A 23,585-nucleotide genomic window follows, 5' to 3' on the forward strand; every position below is an offset into this window, starting at 1 on the left:
TGGAGCTCGACGGGGCCGCTGAATCGGCCACCGTTGGACCATCCACAGAGCGCCCTCCGGGGCGCTCTTTTCGTTTCCGCAGTCCCTTTCATCCACCCGCTGCACCGCAAGGAGAACGTGCCATGCACCAGATCGCCGAGACCGAACGCTAGCCGCGCACCCTGTCGCCAACCGGGGTGCGCGGCCCCCGAAGTTGGCTTGCAGGAACCCATCACATGAACACCCAGATCCTTTCCCGTCGTCGCAACCTCGGCATCATTGCCCACATCGACGCCGGCAAGACCACGCTCACCGAACGACTGCTGTGGAAGAGCGGCGAGATCCACCGCGTCGGTGAGGTCCATGACGGCAACGCCACCACCGATTTCTCGGCGATCGAGCGCGAGCGTGGCATCACCATCGGCGCAGCAGCCGTGCAGGCGCAGTGGGCGCCGCGCGATCTGCCGCCGCATCGGCTGACCCTGATCGACACCCCGGGCCACATCGATTTCGCCATTGAAGTCGAGCGTTCGCTGCGGGTGCTCGACGGTGCCGTCGCGGTGTTCTCTGCCGTGGATGGCGTGCAGCCGCAGTCGGAAACGGTGTGGCGCCAGGCGCGCCGGCACCGGGTGCCGTTGATCGCCTTCGTCAACAAGATGGATCGTGTCGGCGCCTCGTTCGAGCGCGTGCTGGAGCAGCTGCGGGACAAGCTGCAGGCGCGGCCGTGGGCGCTGGGTGTGCCGCTGGGCAGCGAAAGCGACTTCAGCGGCTGGGTCGATCTGGTGGATGAGCGCGTGCTGCAGTGGCGCGACGGCGGCGTGGTGACCATCACGCCGTGGGATGACGCTGCACGCAGCCAGTGGCAACCGCGGCGCGACGCGCTGGTGGAGGCCGTGGCCGACCATGATGAGGGTCTGGCCGATGCGTGGCTGGAAGGCCGGGTGATCGATGCGGAACTGCTGCGCGCGGCACTCCGGCGGGCGACGCTGGCCGGTGCGGGCGTGCCGGTGCTTGCGGGTGCGGCGTTCAAGGACAAAGGCATCGAGGCGCTGCTGGATGCGGTGGTCGATTACCTGCCTTCGCCGTTGGATCGGCCTGCCGTCACTGCCGAAGGCGAGGCCGGCGACGTGCTGCTGCCGCCGGATCCGGAGGGTCCGCTGGCGGGCCTGCTGTTCAAGATCACCCATCAGCAGCACGGTGCGCTGAGCTTCGTGAGGCTGTATTCGGGAACGCTGAAGGCAGGCGACGCTGTGGCCAGCTCGCAGCATCCGCAGGGTCGGCGCGTGAGCCGCCTGGTGCGGGTGCAGGCAGACCAGACCCATGACATCGAGCAGGCCGTGGCCGGTGACATCGTCGCGGTGCTGGGCTGGAAGGATGCAGTCAGCGGTGAAACGCTGAGCGCACGCGATCAGCCGTTGCGCCTGGAGAGCATCCAGGCACAGGCGCCGGTGCTGGCGTGGCGCCTGGAACCTGCGCGTGCAGCGGACCTGATCCGCATGGCGCAGGGGCTGGCCAGCCTCGCCCAGGAGGATCCGTCATTCCGCGTGGAGACCGATCGCGAGAGCGGCGAAACGCTGGTATGGGGCATGGGCGAACTGCACCTGGAGGTGATGGTCGAGCGCCTGCGCAGCGAATGGAAGGTCGATGTCGGCATCGGTTCGCCGCGCGTTGCCTACCAGGAAACGCCGTTGTGCGCGGTCTCCGGCGTGGTCGGCAGGGTCGTCAAGCAGAGCGGTGGCCAGGGCCAGTTCGCCCATGTGGTGCTGGACGTGGCGCCGCGCGAGGATGACCAGGTGGTGTTCAACGATCGCATCGTGGGAGGCGTGATCCCCCGTGGTTTCATCGCAGCGGTGGAGAAGGGTGTGCGTGCGGCGCTGTCGGAGGGACCGCATGGGCATCCGGTCGTGGGCATCGAAGTGACCCTGGTGGACGGCCAGACCCATGCCAAGGATTCCTCGGACATGGCGTTCCACCGGGCCGGCAGTGAGGCCGTCAGGGCCGCGCTGGCCAGTGCCGGCACGCAGGTGCTGGAGCCGGTGATGGCGGTAACGGTGCATTCGCCCTCGGCGTCGGTGGGCGACGTGGTCGGTGACCTCAACCGTCGCCACGGTCGCGTCGCGCGCATCGAGGACCAGGAGGGCCGTGCCGAAGTGATCGGCTTTGCACCGTTGGCGCAACTGGTGGGCTACACCACTGCGTTGCGCTCGCTCAGCCAGGGGCGCGCCAGCAGTGAAGCGCACCTGCACGGTTACGAGCCGGTACGCGCTGCCTGAAGTGTGCAAGGGGCCCGTTCGCGGGCCCCTCTTGCTGCCGGCGAGCGGCGGCAGGGCGCATTGCAGTGCAACAAAAGTGTAGAAAAAGCTGGATTAAAGTGATGCCTCACGATAAATTGCGCACCCGTCGTTGCTTGCCGCTGTCAGCCCCCACTCATGCGTGATGACAAAGACCCCGGAACCCTGGAGCTGACCCTGCCGCGCAAGCGCGGTCGTCCGCCCAAATTCGGGTACGCGATGAGCGATGCGCAGCGCGCCGCGCGTTACCGCGCACGCAGGTCGGGCCAGGCCAACCACGCCGATGTGCGCTCCTGCAGTGACATGGTCCTGCTGGACAAGATCCGCGCCGCGGTCAGTGCGCGCGACACCGAACTGGCGGGCTTCCTTGTCCACGTCCTGTGGCAGCGCTATCCGCTGCAGCTGAAATAAGTCAGTGCCGGGGTGGTGGTCGTCACCCGGCTTGTTGATAATGCGGGATTCAGGTTGTTCCCGCTGGCGCGCCCGGGATGGCAGGCGCGCATGATGAAACGGTTCCTACGATGACCACCAGCGACACCACCACCGAAGCGGCGCAGGCCGGCACCCCCCTGTTCTACACCCGTCCGGTGCCGCTGCAGGCTGATGTGCACGCCGACCTGCGCATCCTGCCGGGCAAGCTTGATTTCGCCGCCGGCAACAACGCCATTCCGCTGGTGCTCGGCGAGTTCTCGCTGGCACTGCACCATTTCCCGATCCTGTTCGCCGGCCCCGGCGCCGTTCCGATGGCCGCCGTCGGCGTGACCAACGAGAACCTGTTCATCAAGGACGGGCTGTGGGAAGACGAGGCCTACGTTCCGGCCTATCTGCGTCGCCACCCCTTCATCTTCATCGACACCGGCGCGGACAATGATTTCCTGCTCGGCATCGATGAGGCGAGCCCGCGCGTGGTCAAGGGAGGCGACGAAGGCCAGGCGCTGTTCGCCGACGGCAAGGCCACCGACATGGTGCAGCAGGCGCTGGAGTTCTGCGGCCAGTACACCCGCGAGCACGAACAGACCCAGGCCTTCTCCAAGGCGCTCATCGAAAAGGGACTGCTGGTCGAGCGCAACGCGACCGTACGCGCTCCGAACGGCCAGGAGTTCAACCTCAACGGCTTCCAGGTGGTCGACGTCGAGAAGTTCGTCGCGCTGCCCGAGGAAACCGTGATCGAGTGGCACCGCAGCGGCTGGCTGGCCCTGATCCACCAGCACCTGATGTCGCTGGGCCGCTTCAACGACCTGACCCGTCGCCAGGTCGAACGCCTGGCAGCCTGAGCGGGCTGAAGGGCCGGGCTCCCGCGCAGCGGGGCCCGGTCTGCGCGCTTTGTGTGGCACCTGGCGCGAGCAACATCGGGCGCTTGGGGTGTTGGTTGCCGGAGTGCTAGGCTGGGTAGGAGGAGCAGTCTCCCTAGGGGCGTTGAAGGGGGCTAAGGCGCTGTCGGCAGGTCCGGAGATGACGTGCATGGGGATGAACAAGGCAATGGTCATCATCGCCGTATCCCGTTACATGGGAGCGTACGGCGACCTGCCGGGGACGGTGAATTCAGCGCGCCGCCTGCAGGATTGGGCGTTGCAGGAGAGCTATACCGTTCTCTATCTGGGAGACGATGACGAGAGCCCGGAGATCGCGCAGGATGGCATCACCGTGGACCTGTTGCGGCGCCGGATCGGGCAGTTTCTTGCCACGAATTTCATCGACCGCCTGGTGGTGTATTTCGCCGGACACGGCGCGATTGCTTCGGATGTCAACGAGTTCTGGCTGCTGACCAATGCTGGCAACGACCGGCGGGAAGCGATCGACGTGGAAGCGCTGCGCCGCAGCCTGGCGGAGTACAACATCGGCGGCAGCAACCAGCAGGCGCGCGCGGGTCAGTTGTGCCTGGTCGGTGACGCCTGCCGCATGGTCGGCAGTGACTCATTGAAGCTGACCGGCGACTCGATCGTGAGCAAGAAGGGGACTGCACGCCCGCTGCAGGTGGACCGTTTCCTGTCCTGCCAACAGGGCCAGGCGGCTTTCCACATCGATGCTACCGGTGAAGCGCCTGCCTATTGTCTTTTCTCAGACGTGCTGATCGATGCGTTGTCCGGCAATGTCGCCGAAGCCGTCGAGCACGACAACCACGAGTTCAGGCCGGTCGTGACCAACCATCGGCTTGCAGACTATCTGGAGTTCGAAGTACCTCGCCGGGCCGAGCTGCTCGGCGAGGCATGTTCCCCGACAATCGACACGCAGATCCGGCCGCCTCACAATGACTACAAGCGGCTGCAGGGTCTCGCGCCAGTGACGGCTCTCCCCGTTGCGGCAGGTCGCTACGGGCCTCCAGCGGACAACCACCCGGGAGCGGAGCCTCCATCGAGGAATGCCCTCGAGCTCGCGGCGCGACGTCCGCAGATGATGGTCGCGCACATGCAGTTTTCGTTGCAGATGCCCCTTGCGTCTCGTAGTGGGTTGGAGCGGGGTGTGAGGCCGCCCTGGCGGCGCGATGGCTTCGTGGATCGATCACGGGATGATGAACCTTTGGCTGTTTTCTGCGATCACCTGCCGGCGTCCGTGGCCGTCGGGACGAGCAGTCGCGTGGATACCCTGCGCGTCGCCGGTATGCGCGCGATCCGTACCTCGCAGTTTGACGGCATGCCGATGCTTATGCCTGCAGGAGACGACTTCCTGCTGCTGTCCAGCTACCCGGGCGTGGCTACGGCAGTCCTGGGAGAGGAGCCGAAGCAGGCCGTTCTCTACCGGCCCGACACCAACGAATGGCAGCCCGGCCTGAACGAGTCGAGCCAGGGCGAGAGGCGTGCGCGCCGCCCCCTGGCGCGCGCCGATGCATTGGCAGCGGCCTTTGCCAGGGATGGAGAGGCATTCCCGCACCTGGCGGTGCTGGCAGGCTACCTCTACGAGTATTCGGGACGGCGCGATCGGGTCATCCAGCTCGCGCAACGTCTGGCACGACGGGGGCTGGACGCGGGAGCAGGGCAGCCCGTTCTTCCATTCGATCTGGCCCTGCTGTGTGCCGACAAGATCGAATGGGTGCAGGAGGGTTCACGAAAAATCGCGTTTGCGGCTCTGCCTGGGGTGGAGGGAGAGCGCGATGGCGATGGATTCAAAGCTGTTTCGCCGCACATGGGCTGGCGCGGCTACAGCGGCTTGAGAGGGGTGCCGCTTTGGGGGACGCTGCCTGCCCATCGCTCGGGCTGGAGCCTGCTGCGCTCAGCGGATTCCTACGTGCCACGCGATATCCGGGTCATCGCCGAACACATCCATGGCGGCGCTACGCCCCGCCTTTTCGGCAAGGGTGTGCCCGTCTTCCTCAAGGCCTTCAACTATCGCTTTGTCGAGCTGGGGCAGGGTGGCGGTGATGACGTGCTGATTGATGTCCCAACGGAGGTTCTGCTGTGACCAAGATTCTGCTGATCCATGGAATCAACAACCAGGGAAAGTCCGAGGAGATCATCCGCAGCAGCTGGGGCGATGCCTTGCGCAAGGGGGCGGTGGCGGCGGGCATGAGCATTCCTGGCGACGTGACCTTCCACGCGGCCTTCTACGGCGATCTGCTGCATGAGGAGACCGAGTCGTGGGGCAAGAGTGGGCCGGCAGTCACGCCGATGGGGCCGGATGCACTGGACTCGGACTATGTGGATGATCGGATCGCCGAACTCTATATTGAATATCAGCGGGGCAATGGCATCTCCGATCCGCAGGTTGCGCTGGCCCTTGATCCCGGCGATGAACCTTTGTCCGCAAAGCGCATGGCAAAAGGAGTCCACAAAAAGTGGCTGAAGGCGATCGCACGCGCTTTGGAGAGCATCCTGCCGGATCGAGGAAAGGCGGTTGCGCGTCAATTCCTGCGGCAGGCGTCGGCGTACCTACAGAAGCCCGGATTAAAGGCGCGCATCGACGCAAAGGTCCGTGAACAGTTGTTCGATTCACTCCGGACAGATGAAGAGGTGGTGGTGATCGGGCATTCGCTCGGATCGGTCATCGCCTATGACCTTCTGCGTCGCTTGCATTCCGTGGTCGGCTGCCGGCTCCTGCTGACCTGCGGTTCGCCGCTTGGGGTGAATGTGGTCAAGGTCGGAATTGGCCCGCCGCTTCGATGCCTTCCGAATGTGAAGCATTGGTTGAACGTTTCCGATGAGGAGGACTTCGTCGCCCTGCACCCGGAATTGACCGTCAAGAGCTTTGGCTGCGACCAAGTGCACAACATGGCGGACGTCGACAACGGTGTTGAGGATGCACACGACGTGCTTCGATACCTGGCACATCCAGCTGTGTTCCGGGAGCTGCGGAAGGCTCTCTAGCAGGTGATGGAGCCTCCGCTGAGTCGTTGGACTAGCGCAGTGACTGCGGCACGCGCCGCAGCTCGCGGGTGTCATATCCCATCGCGGCGATGCGTTTCACCGCCTGCGCATAGTCCTCCGCAGAGACCTGCGGGGTGCGGGCCATGTACCACACGTAGTCGCGCTTGCTGCGCGCAACGATGGTCTGCTGGTAGTCGCTATCGATCCAGGAAATGACGTACTCGGCCTGAATGGGCCATACGAACTGCATGCCCCAGATGGCGCCGTTGCCTTCCTTCTCGACCCTGCCGATCGGGTGCATCGATCGCTGTGGTGCGTCGAAACTGCCCTTGCGATAGGTGAAGGTGGTCTGGATACGGCCGTCCGGCCGCGGCGCGTAGCTTTCAATGGCGTCAAACGCTTCGCGTTCTGGCCAGGAAGGGATATGGGCGATGACGTACCAGTCGCCCATGAAGCGGGGAACGTCGACCGCCTGCGGCCGCGGCAGGGGGCGCAGGTCACTTGAACTGCAGCCGGTGCCGAACAGGGCGATCGCCAGGAACGAGAGCAGCGGAAGGGGGCGCATGGTGACCTCAACGTGGCCGGAACAGGTAATGGGCAACCAGCCACTGCTGGCCGTTGTCGTAGCCGAACAACTCGGCGCAGGCCATCCAGAACATGCGCCAGCGGTTCCACCATTGCCTTGCCGCCGGCCTGCCATAGGTTGCCTCCAGGATCGGCATGATGCGTTCACGCGCGGCATCCTGGTTCGCCAGCCAGTGGTCAGCCGTACGCTGGTAATGCGTGCCATCCAGCAGCCAGCGCCGCTGCAGGCGCAGGTCCTGCTGGAAGTGCAGCAGAGTGTCGGCAGCGGGCATCAGCCCACCCGTGAAGAAATGCCGTCCCATCCAGTTGTCGCCGCCTTCGGCTTCAAAGGGGTACATCAGGGTGCGGTGGGCGAAGATGTGCACGAACAGCGCGCCGTCGGGCTTCAGCCACTGCGCGATGCGTGACATCAGCTGCGCATGGTTGCGGACGTGCTCGAACATCTCCACCGAAACGCAGCGGTCGAAACGGCCGGCGGGCAGCTCCAGCCGGTTCACATCGCAGGTGATCACCTCGACATTGCCCAGCCCGCGCAGCCTGCACTGTTCAAGGATGTGCTGGCGCTGGCTGTGCGAATTGGACACCGCCGTGATGCGCGCGCCCGGGAAGCGCTCGGCCATCCACAGGGTCAGCGAGCCCCAGCCACACCCCAGTTCAAGGATGTGCTGCCCGTCAGCCAGGCTGGCACGCTCGCCGTAGAGCTCGAGCATGGCGACTTCGGCTTCGTCCAGGGTCTCGCGACCGCTCGGGTAGTAGCAGCTGCTGTATTTCAGGCGCTTGCCCAGGCAGGCCTGGAAGAATGCGGCGGGGACTTCATAGTGTTGCCGGTTGGCGGCATCGACATGAAGCGCGACCGGGCTGCCGGCCAACTGCTCAAGGCACTGGTTGAAGCGCGCGGACTGCGCCTCGATGCCCCCGGCACTCTCTTCCTGGAGGCGTTGGGCGCACAGCCGGCGGATACCTGAGCGCAGGGCCACATCCGGAATGAGGCCGCGCTCGGCCCAGGCGATCAGCCCGGTTTCCGGATCGGCAGGCGTTGCGAGCGATGTGGCGACAGTCATGGCAGGTGCTCCTTGGACGAACGCGGGAACCACGGGAAGAACATCGGCGTGCTGCGCTGGTAGTCGCGGTAGTCCTCACCACGGCTGCGCAACGCCTGCTTTTCGGTGAAGGGAATGCCGCTGAGATAGCGCAGGAACAGGTACATCAGCACCGGTCCTGTCCAGGCAAGCCAGCCCAATGGCGAGCCGACCGCGAGCAGGACGTAGGTGAACCAGTGCAGCCATTCGAAGAAGTAGTTCGGGTGCCGCGAGTACCGCCAGAGGCCGGTGCGGCAGGTGCGCCCCTTGTTGGCCGGGTCGGCGCGGAACCCTGCGAGCTGATGGTCGGCCAGCGCCTCGCCGCCAACGCTCAACAGCCAGACTGCGGCAGCGGCGGCAACCCAGCCCGCCGCGGCGGGCGAGTCGTTGCTGGCGACGGCCACGAATGGCAGGGAGAACAGCACGATCAGCAGCGCCTGGGCGATGAAGAAGCCGAAGATCTTGCCCTGGTGGCTCTGCCAGTGATCTCGCAGGTATCGGTAACGCCCGTCCTCGGCCTCGCGCCGCACGCGGCTCCACAGGTGCAGCGCGAGTCGGCCGCCCCACAGGCCGCCCAGCACCGCAAGGGCCACACGCGGCAGCGCGGCGCCGTCACCGAGCAGGGCCAGTATCAGCGCTGACGCAGCGACGCCCTTCGCCCACAGCACATCGACGATGCCGATGTTGCGGTGACGGCGTTGCCATGCCCATCCCCAGGCCATGATGAGCAGGGCATACAGGGCAACCCAGGGTAGGGCGTTCATGGTCGGGCTCCGGCAAACGGTGGGCGGATGGCCAGCCTCGACCAGCGACGCGCAGCGATACAAAGCAGCGGCAGGGCGATGCTCCAGCCGATACCCAGCGTCAGCAGGCCTTTCCAGGCCGGGGGCGAAAGCTGCACGGCGTCGAAGCCGCGGCTGGCGGACAGGTACGCCAGCGGGGCAAGCAGCAGGCCAAAGCACACGGGGAGCGCCGTGTTCCGCTGCAGGAAGGCCATCGATGCATTGATCGTCATCGCGAAGGACGCCCAGAGTGCGAGGATCCAGGGCGGTGGCATCCAGCCCAGGGGCGCAGCGGCATAACGCACCACGCCCGCGGCGGCAGCGGCGCCGTCGACCAGCCACGCACAGGCCAGGGCCAGGACCAGCAGGCGGAGCTCGACCCGGGGCAGGGGACTGGTGCTGAGCTGGCTGGCCACGAACAGTGTGGCGGCCAGCAGTGCTGGCCATTGCAGCCCGCGCCCGGCGCCAGCGACCGCGCACAGCCAGACCGCCTGGTTGCCGAGCAGATTGAGCCAGGTGCGGCGCATGTCAGTGTGCGCCTGTGGCGTGCGCGCTGCCCCGATGGCCGGGGCGTGCCAGCAGCAGGTGTGAAACGCCGATCGAACGTTCCAGGAAGCCGCCCTCGCAGTAGGCCAGGTAGAACTCCCACAGACGGCAGAACCGCGCGTCGAACCCCTGCGCATGCACTGCGGGAAGCTGTGCGAGGAATCGCTGGCGCCACGCCCGCAGCGTGAGGGCATAGGAATGGCCGAAGTCCTGCTGCGCCAGCAGCTGCAGATCGCTGGCACGGGTCTTGGCGGCCATGATCGCGTTGATGGAAGGGATGAAGCTGCCGGGGAACACGTGGCGTTTGATGTAGTCCACGCTTCGGCGCGCCTGCTCGTAGCGGTGGTCTTCAATGGTGATCGCCTGCAGCAGGGCCAGCCCGTCCGGCTTGAGCAGCCGTTGCAGGGTGGCCATGTAGGTGTCCAGATACTGGGCGCCGATCGCTTCGATCATCTCGATCGAGACCAGCTTGTCGTACTGCCCGTCGAGGTCGCGATAGTCCTTCATCAGCAGGGTGATGCGATCCTCCAGGCCCGCGGCACGCACCCGCGCCACGGCGAGCGCATGCTGCTCGGCGGAGATCGTGGTGGTAGTGACGTGGCAGCCGTAATGCTGCGCGGCATGCAGTGCGAATCCGCCCCACCCCGTGCCGATCTCGACCACACGGTCTCCGGGTGCCAGGCCCAGCTGCTGGCAGATGCGGTCGAGCTTGCGCCGCGAGGCGTCCTCGAGCGTGTCCTGCTCGCTGGCGAACAGCGCCGATGAATACATCAGGTCCGTTGACAGGAACAGGGCGAAGAAGTCGTTGCCGAGATCGTAGTGAGCCGCGATGTTGCGCCGGCTGCCTTCGCGGCTGTTGCGGCGCAGCCGGTTCCAGCCGCGCAGCAGCCAGCCGCCGATGCGTGCAGGGCCACGTTCCATGCCGTCCAGCAGATCGCGGTTGCGCACCAGCAGGCGCACCAGCGCAACCAGGTCGTCGCACTGCCAGTCGCCATGGATATAGCTTTCGCCTGCGCCTACGCTGCCTTGTGCGGCGACTTTGCGGTAGAACGCCGGGTCATCGATGGTCACAGTGACATGCAGTTCCCCCGCAGCGTCGCCCAGCAGTGTTTCGCCGAGGGCATCCCGTACCCGCAGCTGGCCTTCGCGCAGCGGCGCAAGCTGGGACAGCAGGCGTTGGCGCAGGTATGCGTCGAGCGCGCCTGCCCGGGGCATGGCTGCCGATGGAGTCATCTCGTTCATCGCGGTTTTCCGGCAAGTGAGGGGTGGTCATGGACCGGGTTGCGCTTGAGCCACAACCGCAGCGCATGCCAGTGAATCGCCGCAACGACCTGCACGGTCATCAAGGGATACAGGGTGAGCACCTTCGCCAGGCCGCGCCCGTCCAGCGGTCGTCGCTGCATGTGCTGCGTGGCGTCGAACTGGCGCACGCCCTCCTGCAGAACCTGCATGTGGACCCTGAGGTCCTCGCCGGGCGTGCTGAACCGCCAGTCGTAGGTGCAGTCCATCGCCATGAAGGGCGACACATGGAAGCGCTTCTGGAACTGCCAGCGCAGTGAGCCCGGCTCGCTGGCCGCTTCTGCCACTGACAGGACGTAGGCGTGGCGCTCTTTCCAGGGCGTATTGGTGATGTCGGCCACGATGCAGTCCAGTGTGCTGCCGTCAGGCTGGTAGCAGTAATAGAAACTGACCGGGTTGAAGACGTGCCCGCCGAAGCGCAGATGGGTCAGCAGGCGGATGGGGCCCGCCGGGCGATGACCCCGCACGCCTGCGACATGGCGGCGGACCGCCTCGGCAAGCGGCATCGAGGGGTCGCCGAAGTAGTCGCTGCGTCGGAACTCCGCCAGATTGCGGCGGTTCAAGGACCACAGCCATCGTCCGGCAAAGATCGTGTCCAGCTCGTCGAGATCAAGCAGCAGCTGCGCGACCGGGTAGCGGAAGGCGTGCGCGTGCGGCTGGTGCCTGCGGTGTATCACGTGGCCGAAGTAGAGGGCGCTGGCGCTCATGCGGCGGCCTCGTCCTGTGTCATGGGACGTGGCTGTGGCGAACAGGTCCGCATTGCGTCGACGACACGACGGGCACTGCGGATGCCATCTTCGTGGAAACCCCACCCCCAGTAGGCTCCGGCAAACCAGGTGTGGCGGCGGCCCTGTACGTCGGCCCAGCGCTGCTGGGCTCGGACTGCAGCATGATCGTGCACCGGGTGTGCATAGCTCATACGACGCAGTATGCGGCGTGGGTCGATCGCCTCGGTGCGGTTGAGCGTCACGACCAGCGGGATGTCGCCGGGCAGTCCCTGCAGCAGGTTCATGCAGTAGCTCACGGTGCAGGGAGCGGCGGGATCGCGCGGCACATGCGCGTTCCATGCAGCCCATGCCTTGCGGTTGCGGGGCAGCAGGGACGCATCGGTGTGCAGTACGACGTCGTTGGGCTGGTAGCGGATGGCGCCGAGTACGTCACGTTCGATCGGATCGGCATCGGCCAGCAGTGCCAGCGCCTGGTTGCTGTGGCAGGCGAGGATCACTTCATCGAATCCTTCCACGCCCGCAGCGCTGTGCACGCGCACGCCCCAGGGCATCCGCTCGACGGCGAGGACGGGACACTCCAGGCGCTCGTGCACCCGCCAGCGGCGGCGCAGGGCGTCCACGTAGCGCGCCGAACCACCTTCCACCACGCGCCACGGCGCGCGGCCGGTCATCTGCAGCATCTGGTGGTTGGCCATGAACTGGGCCAGGTAGCGTGCGGGGAAGTCCAGGACGGTCGCCGTCGGCGACGACCACAACGCCGACGCCATCGGCAGCAGATGCTCGTCGACGAAGGCCTTGCCATAGCGCTGGCTGCGCAGATAGTCGCCCAGCGTTGGGCCTTCCTGCTCGGCCAGCAGCAGCGGCGCATCGCGATAGAAGCGCCGCAGGTCGGAGAGCATTCCCCAGAAGCGCGGTGAAACGAGGTTGCGTCGCTGGCAGAACAGGCCGTCCAGCGAGGTGGCGTTGTACTCCACGCCCGAACGCTCGCTGTGCATGGAGAAACTCATGGTGGTGGGCCGCGAGGTGACGCCCAGCTCGTCGAACAGCGCACTCAGCAGCGGGTAGTGCAGCGGATTGAACACGATGAACCCGGTGTCCACGGCCATCCGCGTCCCGCCCAGCTCGATGTCGTGGGTGTGGGTGTGTCCGCCGAGATAGTCGTTGGCCTCGAACAACGTGACGTCATGTTCGCCGTCCAGCCACCATGCACTGGCCAGACCAGAGATTCCCGAGCCGATGACTGCGATCCGCATGTCAGTATCTCGCCTTGTCCAGGACCCACGCAGGGATGGGTTTGAGTCCGCTGACCAGCCGCAGGGCGGCCATTGCGCGCAGCCCGTACCAGGTCATGTCCACCTCCCACCAGCGGAAGCCCTGCCTGACCGAGCCGGGAAAGAAGTGATGATTGTTGTGCCAACCCTCGCCGAAGGTCAGCAGTGCCAGCCACAGATTGTTGCGGCTGTCGTCACGGGTATCGAAGCGGCGCCGGCCGAAGCGATGCGCCAGCGAGTTGATGGTGACCGTGGCATGGAACAGGACGACGGTGGAAACGAAGAAGCCCCAAACCAGAAGCTGCGGCCCGGACGTGTGCAGGCCGGGCGCTGCCCGTTCGAGCAGTTCGCCCAGTGCATAAAGGCCTGCCGCCAGCAGTACCGGCACCGCGATGTCGAAGCGGTCCAGCCAGCGCAGTTCCGGGAACCGGGCCAGATCAGGCACCCGGGCAAGGTCGGTGGTGAATGCCTCGCGGGTCAGGAACCAGCCCATGTGACTGCGCCAGAATCCGCGCTGGCGTGGGGAATGGGGGTCCTGCGGCTGGTCGGCGTGGCGGTGGTGATGCCGATGGTGCGCGGCCCACCACAGCGGGCCGCGCTGCACGCTGGAAGCGCCGATCACCGCGAATACGAACTGCACCCAGCGCGGCGCCTGGAAGGTTCGATGCGAGAAGTAGCGGTGATAGAAGGCGGTGATCGCAAACATCCTGATCGCGTAGAGCGCAGCTGCCACGGCCACGGCGATCCAGGACACCCCCACCCAGATCACGCCGAGGCAGGCCAGGTGCATCAGCGCGAATGGCACCGCGCGCAGCCAGTCGATCCGATCCGCACGCCCACTGTCGGTGTCCATTGCAGTGCCGGCGTCGAACCAGCGCCGGATGGTGCTCAGAAGGCGTTCGCGTCGGCTGCGGAGGGGCGCTGCGGAAGCCATGGGGCGGATCTCGAGAGAGGCGTGTGTTTCTCTACGCAGCAGGGCGGGAAATGGATGCGCCTCGTTGCAGATTCTTCGTCTTCCTGTTTGTCTTCACTTCGCCGTAACGGCGCACCCGGCGACCAGAGGCCGCGCCCACGCCTGCTGCCACTGGCTGTCCGGCTGGGGCGCAGGCGGGCTGTCGAAGCGCACCACCACGGCGGGGTAAGTGCCACGTGCATCGCGCAGGTTGCTGGTGCCGCGGAACTCCAGCAGGCGACGATCGGCCTCGGCGTAGACCAGTGACAGGCGTGGGGCCACGCCGCCATACCAGGTGTCCAGCTGGACCTCGAATGACTGTGCAGCCAGCCCGCGCCAGCGGTTCGCACCACGCCAGCTGACCTTGACCGGATAGAAGCGCTGGCGCCCGGGGACGAGAAAGGGCAGGGTCACCTCGGCTCCCTGCAGCAGCGGTGTCCAGTGCTGGCGCACGGCCGCATCGAAGCCGGCATCGACGACTGCACCGGCAGGCGCTGGCAGGCGTGCCTGCCGCGATGTGGACGAGGCACTCTCCTTCCACGAGATGCGGACTGCATCGCTGGACATCTCCACGTCAGCCTGCTGACCGGAGCGCTGGTCGAGCAGCCGGTAGCCGCGCGCCAGCGGTCGATCCGTGGCCGCCATGTGTTTTCTTGCAAAGGGCTGGCCGTCCGGGCACAGGTACTGGACCCAGCGCTCGGCGCCTTCCGTGGCGCCCCGCTGCCAGTGCATCTCGCGGTAGGCCACCCGGCCGTCCGGCAGGGTGGCGATGCCCTCGTTGTGCAGCAGGGTGGCCGAGAGTGCGTGGCAGGGCAGGCACAGCAGCAGGAGAGTGATGCGCATCGAAGGCGCTCCGGCGGGGGGACGTCCTGGCATACGCGGCAGGGCCGTTGCTGGATGCAGGTCGGTGCTGCATCCAAACGGGCCCGTGGCCCGTACTCAGGACAGACCTTCACCAGCCCGCCGCGACCGCAGATGTACCCTGACGCCGCCAGCCCTCCCGTTCCCTTCGACACCGCCCGCCTCGTGTCCAGTTCCCAGCAGCCCAGCACTGACGCACTGAACTGGACCGGTGACATGGACGCGGTGGCGCGGTTGCGCGACCGCGACTGCTTCATGCGCATCTATGACCACTTCATGCCCAGGTTGTGCGTCTATCTGCGCGGACTCGGCGTGCCGGATGCCGTGGCTGAAGAGCTTGCGCAGGAATGCCTGTTGAAGGTGTGGCTGCGCGCTGGAGACTACGATCCGGCGCAGGCGGCACTGAGTACATGGCTCTACCGGATCGCCCGCAACCTGCATATCGACCGGGTCCGGCGCGAGCGCAGCTGGATGCAGGTCCAGGCGGCCGTCGAAGAGGCCGCTGCCGCGGACCTGGTCGAGCGCAGCAGCGCCGAGCAGTTTGCCGACCATGCACGGCTGCGCCAGCGCATCAACGAACTGCCGGCCGTGCAGGCGCGCATGGTCCGGATGTCGTACTTCGAGGCCAAGAGCCACGGTGAGATCGCCTCCATTCTGGGCATGCCGCTGGGGACCGTGAAGTCGCATCTCCGCCGCGCATTCCTGCGCCTGCAGTCGCGGATCGGAGGTGCGCAATGAGCCCGCAGCACCATCTGCACGAATCGACGTTGATGAGTTATGCGGCCGGCGCACTGCCGGCGCCACTGAGTATCGTCGCCGGCACGCATCTGGAGCGCTGCCCGGTGTGCCGGCAGCGCCTGCGGGAGGCTGAGGCGATCGGTTCGGCGCTGCTGGAACACACCCAGCCTGCGCTTGCCGAAGACCGCCGGGACGCCCTGCGCGAGGCCATGCTGGCCCATTTGTCCTCGCAGGCGGTCTCGGCAGCGGCCGAGCCATCATCGCCGCGGGAGGTGCCGCATGAACGGCCGGAGGCTGATCCGGACTACCTGCCGGCGTCGCTGCACCCGTATTTCGGCAGGTCACTGGCAGCGCTGCGTTGGCGCTGGATCGCGCCTGGCGTGCACTGCATCCGGGCCGAACAGATGCCATCGTTGATCATGCTGAAGATCGCCCCCGGAAAGTGCCTGCCGATGCACAGCCACGGACAGAGCGAACTGACGCAGATCCTGCGCGGTTCCTACAACGATGCGTTGGGCCTGTTCGCGCCTGGCGATGTCGCGGATCTTGACGAGGACGTTGAGCACCAGCCGGTGACGGCGCCGGGCGTGCCATGCATCTGTGTATCCGCGCTGGATGCCCCGCTGGTGTTCAGTGGTTGGCTGGCGCGCCGCATCCAGCGTTTCGTGAAACTCTGAGCCTTATGGACAGCCACGCCGCCCCTGGCCGCATGAAGCTGCTCGTTGCCGGCGCAACGGGGCTGGTGGGGCAGGGCGTTGTCCTGGCCTGCCTGGAATCGCCCCGGGTGCAGCGTGTCACGGCACTGGTCCGCAGGCCGGGCAGCCGGCCGGGGCAGCAGGTCGCCGAACTGCTGCTCGCCGATTTCCGGCAGGCCGCCGGCAGTGTTGACCTGTTTTCGGGATTCGACGCCTGCCTTTACTGCGCCGGAGCGCCGCCGGTGGGAACCCGCGAAGCCGAGTACCGCGCGGTGACCTTCGATGCCACGCTTGCCGTGGCTTCGGCGTTCGCCCAGGCATGTCCGCAGGGGCGCTTCCTGTACGTGTCCGGGGCGCATGCCGATCCGCAGAGCCGCATCATGCCATTGCGGGTGAAGGGGCAGGCCGAACAGGCACTGGCCCGCTTGCCGATCCGTACGGTGATGCTGCGGCCAGGCGGTGTCCAGCCTGTTGCAGGTACGGGCACGGTGCATTCGTGGATGAAGCCACTCTATGGTGTCGGCGCCCCGGTGCTGGGGCTGATTGCACGCATGGCCCCTTCCATCGCGACCAGCAATCTGGCCCTGGGGCGGGCGATGGTTGCACTGGCCGACATGCCACAGCCGCCGGGCGTCGTTGAGTGCGCGCAGATCAACCGGCTCGGGGACGCGGACGGCCCCTGAGCCGGCGCGTGCCCCGCTCGATCAACTGGAAGGCGCCAGCACGCCGCGGATCGATTCGGCCAGATCGGCGCGCGTGAATGGCTTGCTCAGCAGCGCCGCAGAGCGGCCCGCGCCCCCCGGCGCGTCATGATCACGCGGATAGCCGGACGTGAACAGAATCGCCACCTCAGGCCAGCGCTCCCTGACTTCGCGACCCAGCTCCCAGCCGGACATGCCGGGCATCACGATATCGGAGAACAGCAGATCGATGCGCGCGTCCGGGCGTTCCAGCAGGCGCAGGGCGGACGGCCCGTCATGTGCCTCCAGCACGCGGTAGCCCAGCTGGCGCAGGGCGTCGACGGTGTACGCGCGGACATCATCATTGTCTTCAGCGACCAGGATGGTCTCGCCGCGCTGTTCATAGCCGGCCAGTCCCACTGCCGGCGCAGGGGATTCACAGGGCAGGGGAAGCGGCGAGCGCGGGAACATCATGGTGATGCTGGTTCCTCCGCCCTCCACGGAGTCGATCAGCACGTGGCCGCCGGACTGCTTGACGAAACCATGCACCATGGAGAGCCCCAGGCCCGTGCCACGCCCCACCTGTTTCGTGGTGAAGAACGGCTCGAACACCCGCGCCAGCGTGTCGGCCGGCATGCCGTGGCCGTTGTCGCGGACACGCAGCATCACGTACTCGCCCGGAGCCGCATCGGGGAACAGGGCGGCGTAGTCGCCGTCGAGATGGCTGTTGTCGATCTCGACCCTCAGCCGGCCGCCGCTGGGCATCGCATCACGTGCATTCACCGCGAGATTGAGCACGGATGCCTCCAGCTGTGCGACGTCCAGTTCCACGCACCAGATGCCGGCAGCCGTGCTGATCTCCAGTCGCACCAGCTCGCCCAGCGCCCGCTGCAGCATGTCCTGCATTCCGAGCATGCAGTCGTTGAGATTGACGGCCTGGCTGCGCAGCGGCTGGCGGCGCGCGAAGGCGAGCAGCCGCTGGGTCAGGCTTGCCGCGCGCGAGACGCCCTTCAGGGCGTTGTCCAGTGCGCGTGTGGTCGCCTCGGCCGACGCTCCGGGATGGCCACTCAACAGCATCGCGTGCTCGACGTTGCCGGAGATGACCGTCAGGATGTTGTTGAAGTCATGGGCGATGCCGCCGGTCAGCTGCCCGACGGCCTCGATCTTCTGTGCCTGCCGGAGTGCATGCTCTGCCTGTAGTCGTGCGGTGGTCTCCACGGCTTCGGACACCACCGCAGTGACCTCGCCGGCGCCGTCCTGCAACGGACGGAATGAAACGTCGAAACTTCGCCGGCCGGTGGGCAGCTCCAGTTCGAGCGAGTGCAGGGAGCTGCGCCCACTTACGGCATCGGCAACCGCCTTGTCGATCACCTCGCTCATTCCGGGCGTGGTGGTGAACCAGGGCGTCTGCCAGTAGGGGGTATCCACAACCTGCGCCTTCTCGGCCAGCACCGCGGCCAGCGAGGCGACGTTGGCGTCGACGACACGCCCGGACAGGTCAAGCAGCACCTGATGCTGGAAGCTGGACTCGAAGATGGACTGCAGACGTCGCTTGCTGGCCCGGAGCTCGGCGGTGCGCGCCTGAACCTGCCGCTCCAGCGACTGGTTGTCCTCGCGCAGGGCCAGTTCGGCGCGCTTGAGCTGGGAAACGTCGCTGCCCACGCAGATGTAGCCGACCACGCGGCCATCGGCTGCGCGCTCCGGTACGCAGTCCATCTGTACGAAGCGCGTCTCACCGCTGCGATGGGCAAGACGTGCCTGGAAGTTGGCGCGCTCTCCCTGGAGGACCTGCTGCAGGCTGGGCAGCGCCTCCTCGAAGGCTGAAATCCCACTGATCTCGCGCGCAGTCCGCCCCTGCACTTCGGCCAGGCTTACCCCGTGCCAGTCGAGAAACGCACGGTTGGCGAAGCGGAAGCGGTGTTCGTGATCGAACTGCGCGATCAGCGCCGGAACCACGTCGGTGATCTGCTGCAACTGCGCCTGGCTGTCATTCAGCGCCGCCTGGGCCTGGGCCAGCTTGCCACGCTCGTGCGCCTCCTGCCGTGCACGCCGTATCGCGTCCGGCAGTCGTTGCAGCCGCTGCTTCACCACGTAGTCGCGCGCGCCACGGGTCAGGGCCTGCACCGCCAGTTCTTCGGTAAGCGTGCCGGAAACAAAAATGAATGGCGTATGGGGGACGCGTTCGCGCGCCAGGGCCAGGGCCGCATCGCCATCGAAGCCGGGCAATACATGATCGGCGAGGATGACGTCATGCGTGCCGCTGTCGATGGCATCGAGGAAGCCCCGACGCGTCCATACGCGCTCCGCCTCGAAATCCAGGCCGGCCCGCAGCAGCTGGGCGGAGATCAGCTCCGCATCGAGTGCGCTGTCCTCCAGCATGAGGATGCGCAGGCGCTCGCCGCGGTCGGTGATATCACCCATGGTGGTGTCCCGAGCCGTTCGGGCGATGGGGCGGTGGTTGATTGGTGATTCCCCAGAACATGCCAAGACCCTGGATCGCGTCGAAGAATTCCTTGAAATCCACGGGCTTGACCACGAACGCGTTGACCCCCAGTTCATAGCTGCGGATCAGATCCTGCTCCTCCCGCGACGAGGTCAGCATCACGATCGGGGTGCTGCTGAGAACGGGATCGCCACGAACCTGCTCGAGCACCTCCAGTCCATTGACCTTCGGCAGCTTGAGATCGAGCAGCACGACCACGGGGCCGCCATGGCGGGCACCGGAAAAGGCGCCCTCGCATCGCAGATAGTCCAGCGCCTCGGCGCCGTCACGCACATGGATGACATCGTTGAGCAGCTGGCAACGCGACAGCGCGGCCAGGGTCAACTCAGCATCCTTGGGGCTGTCCTCGACAAGCAGGATCGGCCGCAGGTCCCTCATTGAACATCTCCAGAATGCAGGGGCAGGGTGAAATGGAGGGTGGCGCCTTTGCCCGGCTCGCCCTCGGCCCAGGTGCGGCCGCCATGGCGGCCGATGATGCGGCGCACGTTGGCCAGGCCGATGCCGGTGCCTTCGAACTCCTCGACATGGTGCAGCCGCTGGAACACGCCGAACAGCTTGTCCACATAGCGCATGTCGAAGCCGCAGCCGTTGTCGCGCACAGTGAAAACATCCTCGCTTGCCGAACGCTCGTGCGCCACTGCGATCACCGCGTGCATGCGCTCGCGGGTGAACTTCACTGCATTGGACAGCAGGTTCTGCCAGACCAGGCGCATCATGGTGGGGTCGGCCTCAACCTGCGGCAGGTCCCCGATCTGCCATTGGACATCGCGTCCGTGGTATTCGAACTCCAGCATCTTCCGCACGTCCTCCACCATGGCTGCCATGTCGATGCGTGCGCGACCCAGCGTCGAGCGGCCCATCTGGGAGAAGCTCAGAAGATCATCCACCAGCGTGCCGGCCGATTTGGCCGAATCAACGATGGTGTCGAGGAAACGCCGCTCGGTCTCGTTCAAGCGCTCGCCTGCCGAGCTGCCGAGCAGTTCGGAATAGCCCACGATATGCCGGAACGGGGCGCGCAGATCATGGCTGATGGAATACGAGAACGCCTCCAGCTCCTTGTTGCTGCGCATCAGCTGCTCGTTCAGTTCGGCCATCTCTTCCGCCTTGCGCAGCACGATGTCGACGATGGCGTTGCGCATCTCGAGCGCCGCATCGCAGTCGGCCTCGTTCCACGGCAGGCTGCGCTGCTGCACGGTCTCTTTCCATGCCTCGAATGAATGCCGTGGCGACAGGGCGTCGCTGCCGCCTGCGCTCTTGCGTGGATCGCCACCCCATCTGACCGTGCGTACCACCTCTGGGCGGAACCACATCAGGTAGCTGTCATGCAGCTGGGAGATGGATACGGCGATCACGCCGCTGGCGACATCGCTGAACTGCTCCGCAGGCGGCCAGGCCGCGGTCAGATGATCGGTGAAGTACATTTCCTCGCCCACGTGCGCGGTCGCGAGCCACTGTGCCAGCGCAAGTACCTCCGGATTCCCGGGGCATTGGCCCAGGCGCACGCAGTCGTTCCTGTGCACGATGGCCGCGCCCTGCGCGCCGGTCAGTGAAAGCAGGCTGTCGGGGTCCCGGCGGAGCGCGGCCATGAAGTCCTCGTCGCCGGCCATGCGGCCCAGCAGCTTGACCAGCAAGGACCGGCGCCCGACCCGTTCCTCCACGGCGCGTGCGCGCTGCTTCAGTGCGATCTGCAGCGACAGGATCTGCCCCATGAACTCGCAGGCCGTGCGCACGTGATAGGGCAGCCGGCGCGGCTGTGCGCTGTGGCACGACACCAGCCCCCACAGCTGTCCCTCGTGGATCAGCGAGACCGACATCGATGCCGCCGTGCCCATGTTGCGCATGTACTGCAGGTGCACCGGCGAGACGCTGCGGAGCGTGGAAAGGCTCAGGTCGGTGGGCGGGGCCTGGCGATGATGCCCGGCCCGCACCAGGGGCACGGGCGTGTAATCGCAATCGGCGATCAGCCGCACCCGGTTATGCAGATACAGGGCGCGCGCCTGCGCCGGAATATCCGATTCCGGGAAGCGCAGATCAAGATACGAAGGCAGGATGCCGTTGCCATCTTCGGCCACGACGGTTCCATTCCAGCCGGCGTCGAACTGGTAGACGAGCGTACGGTCGAATCCGGCGATCCTGCGTATGTGCGCAGCCGCCAGCTGGCAGAGATCCTCCACCGTCGCAGCCCCCTCGATGGCGAGCATCAGCTCGCGGATCGCAGGGTAGAGTTCCTCCAGGGAGCCGGGTTGCCCGGCAACGGGAGCTTCCAGCTCGATCAGAAGATCGTCATCTGAACGATGCGCGAGCAACTGGTGGCGCCCCAGCCCATCCAGGTGGACCGCGCCCAGGTGCAGGGTGCCGCCCGGTGCGATGTGCCGCAGGCGATGCACGAAGGGGCCGATCACCCCGCCCAGTGCGTTCTCGACATGCTGCATCAGCGGATCACCGTACTGGCGCAGCGCGATGGGCTGGCTAACGGCACATTCCCGCACCAGCAGCGTCAGCGGATCCAGCACCAGCAGCACGCCATAGGGCTGGATGGCGCCCGGTGTGTGGATGGGTTCCCGCGCACAGTCCGACAGTGCATCGTTCCAGGTGCGATCAGCGGAAGGCATCAAGGGCGGTACTCATGATTCGTGACGGGCCGGGCGGAATGGAATGGTGACGGAAAATGCTGCGGCCGCATACCGTCCGGTCGATGTGAATGCTTGTTCACGCTTTGCTGAACACTTCAGCTGCGCAACGCCGCACGAATGCAAACGCCTGTTGCGCCGCGCTGCAGGCCTGTTGGCGTTGCCGCTGCGTTAGGGGCTGCGCATCCAGATGCGCGCGGGTGATCCGCCATTGCTCGGCCACGCCTGCAGGCGAAGGTGCAAGGTGACGGGCGCCATGGCCGGCACCCAGCCCCAGCGCGGCGGCGTACTTGAGCAGGACAGCCGAACCCAGGGCAGAACCCTCGACGGTGTACAGCCAACCCAATGCCGACGCACGGGATGCGTGCTGCAGCCTGGGACGCCAGGCATGCGCTGGGGGGAGCGGGGCGCCGGTGTCCATCAGGTCCTGCTCAACCAGCCCCAGTCGTGACGTCAGCGGAAGCGCGAGCCGGTCCCTGTACAGCGGTGCTGCGGCGTGGTGGAAATGCCATTGGACCTGGAGAAAGCGCCCGTAGCGCAATGTGGATTCGAACAGGCGTTGCCCGATCAGGAACGCATCGAGGCTGCCGTGCACCGACCGCGTGGCGTCCCTCAGGTACACGCTCAACGGACTACCGGCAGACTGCTCGCAGCGGGCGGGTGGATCGGAGGACGGCAATGGACTGTGCATCTGCGGCACCCTAGCAGAATCGGTCCGCGGCCCGCAGAAGATTTCGCGGTCACTGCATGTGCACTGCACACCCGCTGCACGCTGGTTTCCATAACGTACGCAGGTCACCTCCACTGGCGCTCCGTCGTGAACCTGCAGACATCCCCGAACACGTCCTACTCCATGCGCGCGATGCCGGACAGCTGCCAGTTCCAGCTGCTGGACGTGGATCTTCTGCAGGACCCCGGCACCCGCCGCATCGTTCACCTGTATTCCATGGTGGCACGCTGCCTGCGCTGCGAGACGGTGTTCAAGGCGGTGGAGGGGCAGGGCCTGGTCAGTATGTCGGCCATCCGTGTGCTGCGCTGCCCGACCGGCTGCGGGCAGCAGTCGCTGAAGGGCGCGACCCTGCGCAGCTGGCAGCCTGCGCCTGAAGCAACCGCCTGAAGCGCGCACCGCTTTACAGGGCCCCGGGGTTGGCCTGCCACACCGCGTAGTTGAGTACGGCGGCGAACCCTACCCACAGCAGATAGGGCAGCAGCAGGATCGCCGCCAGCGTCCGGATGCGCGCGAAGGCAATCACGGTGGCGATGATGAGCGCCAGCAGGGCCAGGATATCCACGAAGGCGAGCGCACCCTGTTTCCATCCAAAGAACAGCCAGCTCCATGCGGTGTTGGCGGCCAGCTGCACGACGTAGAGCACCAATGCCACCATGTTGGGGCGCCGTTCCTTCTCGCGCCAGACCAGCCACGCGGCCACTGCCATCAGCGCGTACAACACCGTCCAGACCGGTCCGAACAGCCCGGCGGGAGGCGCCCACGCGGGCAGCGACAGGGTGGAGTAGAAATCCGATGCCGAGATCGAGGCCCGTGCGCCAAGCGCCGCTGCCACGAAGGTCAGCGTAAGCCAGCCGGCCAGTCCAAGGGCCTGCGTTGTTCGTTTCATCGGGCATCCTCGCGTGGGTCTCGAACCAATACGAACGAGTGGCACGTTTGGA

The 23,585-nt window shown here is 66.3% G+C and carries 23 protein-coding genes; 9 read left to right on the plus strand and 14 right to left on the minus strand.

Annotated features, from left to right (window positions below; translation table 11 throughout):
- Positions 1–215 precede the first annotated feature (215 nt).
- The 5 genes from fusA to ACZLIF_RS10365 all read left to right on the plus strand — a co-directional run bounded on the left by fusA (position 216) and on the right by ACZLIF_RS10365 (position 6,568).
- On the plus strand, positions 216–2,252 hold the full coding sequence (fusA, locus tag ACZLIF_RS10345) for an elongation factor G (RefSeq protein ID WP_128988587.1): 2,037 nt from the start codon (positions 216–218) through the stop codon (positions 2,250–2,252).
- Between the two features lie 156 nt (positions 2,253–2,408).
- Positions 2,409–2,681 (plus strand): hypothetical protein, encoded by a 273-nt coding sequence (locus ACZLIF_RS10350; protein ID WP_019659661.1) that lies wholly within the window; start codon positions 2,409–2,411, stop codon positions 2,679–2,681.
- 110 nt (positions 2,682–2,791) lie between these two features.
- The gene (locus ACZLIF_RS10355; RefSeq protein ID WP_128988589.1) at positions 2,792–3,544 is read left to right on the plus strand and encodes a SapC family protein; all 753 of its coding nucleotides are present in this window, start codon (positions 2,792–2,794) and stop codon (positions 3,542–3,544) included.
- A 187-nt stretch (positions 3,545–3,731) separates the two neighbouring features.
- Positions 3,732–5,666 (plus strand): caspase family protein, encoded by a 1,935-nt coding sequence (locus ACZLIF_RS10360; RefSeq protein ID WP_128988591.1) that lies wholly within the window; start codon positions 3,732–3,734, stop codon positions 5,664–5,666.
- Positions 5,663–6,568, plus strand: a complete 906-nt coding sequence (locus ACZLIF_RS10365; RefSeq protein ID WP_478462613.1) for a hypothetical protein — start codon at positions 5,663–5,665, stop codon at positions 6,566–6,568. The genes ACZLIF_RS10360 and ACZLIF_RS10365 overlap by 4 nt, the downstream gene beginning before the upstream one ends.
- A 31-nt stretch (positions 6,569–6,599) precedes the next feature.
- Here ACZLIF_RS10365 and ACZLIF_RS10370 read toward each other — a convergent pair whose 3' ends face one another.
- The 9 genes from ACZLIF_RS10370 to ACZLIF_RS10410 all read right to left on the minus strand — a co-directional run bounded on the left by ACZLIF_RS10370 (position 6,600) and on the right by ACZLIF_RS10410 (position 14,653).
- Complete coding sequence (locus ACZLIF_RS10370) at positions 6,600–7,133, minus strand: lipocalin family protein (RefSeq protein WP_128988595.1); 534 nt, start codon at positions 7,131–7,133, stop codon at positions 6,600–6,602.
- Between the two features lie 7 nt (positions 7,134–7,140).
- Positions 7,141–8,214 (minus strand): SAM-dependent methyltransferase, encoded by a 1,074-nt coding sequence (locus ACZLIF_RS10375; protein WP_128988597.1) that lies wholly within the window; start codon positions 8,212–8,214, stop codon positions 7,141–7,143.
- On the minus strand, positions 8,211–8,996 hold the full coding sequence (locus ACZLIF_RS10380; protein ID WP_128988599.1) for a DUF1295 domain-containing protein: 786 nt from the start codon (positions 8,994–8,996) through the stop codon (positions 8,211–8,213). The genes ACZLIF_RS10375 and ACZLIF_RS10380 overlap by 4 nt, the downstream gene beginning before the upstream one ends.
- Entirely contained in the window at positions 8,993–9,541 is a 549-nt protein-coding gene (locus ACZLIF_RS10385; protein ID WP_053518549.1) for a DUF2878 domain-containing protein, read from the minus strand. Before ACZLIF_RS10385 ends, ACZLIF_RS10380 begins: the two co-directional genes overlap by 4 nt.
- 1 nt (position 9,542) lies before the next feature.
- Positions 9,543–10,802 carry an SAM-dependent methyltransferase gene (locus tag ACZLIF_RS10390; protein ID WP_128988601.1) on the minus strand — a complete coding sequence of 420 codons (1,260 nt, stop codon included), beginning with the start codon at positions 10,800–10,802 and terminating at the stop codon, positions 9,543–9,545.
- On the minus strand, positions 10,799–11,566 hold the full coding sequence (locus ACZLIF_RS10395; protein ID WP_128988603.1) for a DUF1365 domain-containing protein: 768 nt from the start codon (positions 11,564–11,566) through the stop codon (positions 10,799–10,801). The genes ACZLIF_RS10390 and ACZLIF_RS10395 overlap by 4 nt, the downstream gene beginning before the upstream one ends.
- The gene (locus tag ACZLIF_RS10400; RefSeq protein WP_128988605.1) at positions 11,563–12,840 is read right to left on the minus strand and encodes an NAD(P)/FAD-dependent oxidoreductase; all 1,278 of its coding nucleotides are present in this window, start codon (positions 12,838–12,840) and stop codon (positions 11,563–11,565) included. Before ACZLIF_RS10400 ends, ACZLIF_RS10395 begins: the two co-directional genes overlap by 4 nt.
- Before the next feature lies 1 nt (position 12,841).
- Positions 12,842–13,792, minus strand: coding sequence for an acyl-CoA desaturase (locus ACZLIF_RS10405; RefSeq protein ID WP_065182214.1), 951 nt, complete (start codon positions 13,790–13,792; stop codon positions 12,842–12,844).
- Between the two features lie 93 nt (positions 13,793–13,885).
- Positions 13,886–14,653 carry a hypothetical protein gene (locus ACZLIF_RS10410; RefSeq protein ID WP_128988607.1) on the minus strand — a complete coding sequence of 256 codons (768 nt, stop codon included), beginning with the start codon at positions 14,651–14,653 and terminating at the stop codon, positions 13,886–13,888.
- A 132-nt stretch (positions 14,654–14,785) separates the two neighbouring features.
- Here ACZLIF_RS10410 and ACZLIF_RS10415 point away from each other — a divergent pair, with 132 nt between their 5' ends.
- From ACZLIF_RS10415 to ACZLIF_RS10425, 3 genes are read left to right on the plus strand one after another with little or no spacing between them, the layout of a single operon-like run.
- Positions 14,786–15,409, plus strand: coding sequence for a sigma-70 family RNA polymerase sigma factor (locus ACZLIF_RS10415; protein ID WP_065182216.1), 624 nt, complete (start codon positions 14,786–14,788; stop codon positions 15,407–15,409).
- Positions 15,406–16,086 (plus strand): ChrR family anti-sigma-E factor, encoded by a 681-nt coding sequence (locus tag ACZLIF_RS10420; protein WP_111186982.1) that lies wholly within the window; start codon positions 15,406–15,408, stop codon positions 16,084–16,086. The genes ACZLIF_RS10415 and ACZLIF_RS10420 overlap by 4 nt, the downstream gene beginning before the upstream one ends.
- A gap of 32 nt (positions 16,087–16,118) precedes the next feature.
- Entirely contained in the window at positions 16,119–16,787 is a 669-nt protein-coding gene (locus ACZLIF_RS10425) for an NAD(P)H-binding protein (RefSeq protein WP_241685957.1), read from the plus strand.
- Between the two features lie 21 nt (positions 16,788–16,808).
- On the opposite strand, the gene ACZLIF_RS10430 is transcribed toward ACZLIF_RS10425, so the two are convergent.
- The 4 genes from ACZLIF_RS10430 to ACZLIF_RS10445 all read right to left on the minus strand — a co-directional run bounded on the left by ACZLIF_RS10430 (position 16,809) and on the right by ACZLIF_RS10445 (position 22,539).
- On the minus strand, positions 16,809–19,205 hold the full coding sequence (locus ACZLIF_RS10430; RefSeq protein ID WP_128988611.1) for a response regulator: 2,397 nt from the start codon (positions 19,203–19,205) through the stop codon (positions 16,809–16,811).
- A complete protein-coding gene (locus tag ACZLIF_RS10435; protein WP_053518529.1) occupies positions 19,198–19,665 on the minus strand; it encodes a response regulator in 468 nt (155 codons plus the stop codon). Before ACZLIF_RS10435 ends, ACZLIF_RS10430 begins: the two co-directional genes overlap by 8 nt.
- Complete coding sequence (locus ACZLIF_RS10440) at positions 19,662–21,899, minus strand: ATP-binding protein (protein ID WP_128988613.1); 2,238 nt, start codon at positions 21,897–21,899, stop codon at positions 19,662–19,664. Before ACZLIF_RS10440 ends, ACZLIF_RS10435 begins: the two co-directional genes overlap by 4 nt.
- 97 nt (positions 21,900–21,996) lie before the next feature.
- Positions 21,997–22,539 carry a biliverdin-producing heme oxygenase gene (locus ACZLIF_RS10445; RefSeq protein ID WP_241685958.1) on the minus strand — a complete coding sequence of 181 codons (543 nt, stop codon included), beginning with the start codon at positions 22,537–22,539 and terminating at the stop codon, positions 21,997–21,999.
- A gap of 195 nt (positions 22,540–22,734) precedes the next feature.
- On the opposite strand from ACZLIF_RS10445, the gene ACZLIF_RS10450 reads away from it, so the two are divergent.
- Complete coding sequence (locus ACZLIF_RS10450; protein ID WP_128988617.1) at positions 22,735–23,034, plus strand: hypothetical protein; 300 nt, start codon at positions 22,735–22,737, stop codon at positions 23,032–23,034.
- 13 nt (positions 23,035–23,047) lie between these two features.
- Here the strand turns inward: ACZLIF_RS10450 and ACZLIF_RS10455 are convergent, their stop codons facing one another.
- Positions 23,048–23,533: a TspO/MBR family protein gene (locus tag ACZLIF_RS10455; RefSeq protein WP_128988619.1), complete on the minus strand. Its 486-nt coding sequence runs from the start codon at positions 23,531–23,533 to the stop codon at positions 23,048–23,050.
- Positions 23,534–23,585: the final 52 nt, after the last annotated feature.

It is taken from the genome of Stenotrophomonas sp. 2201_Sma (genome assembly GCF_056486685.1).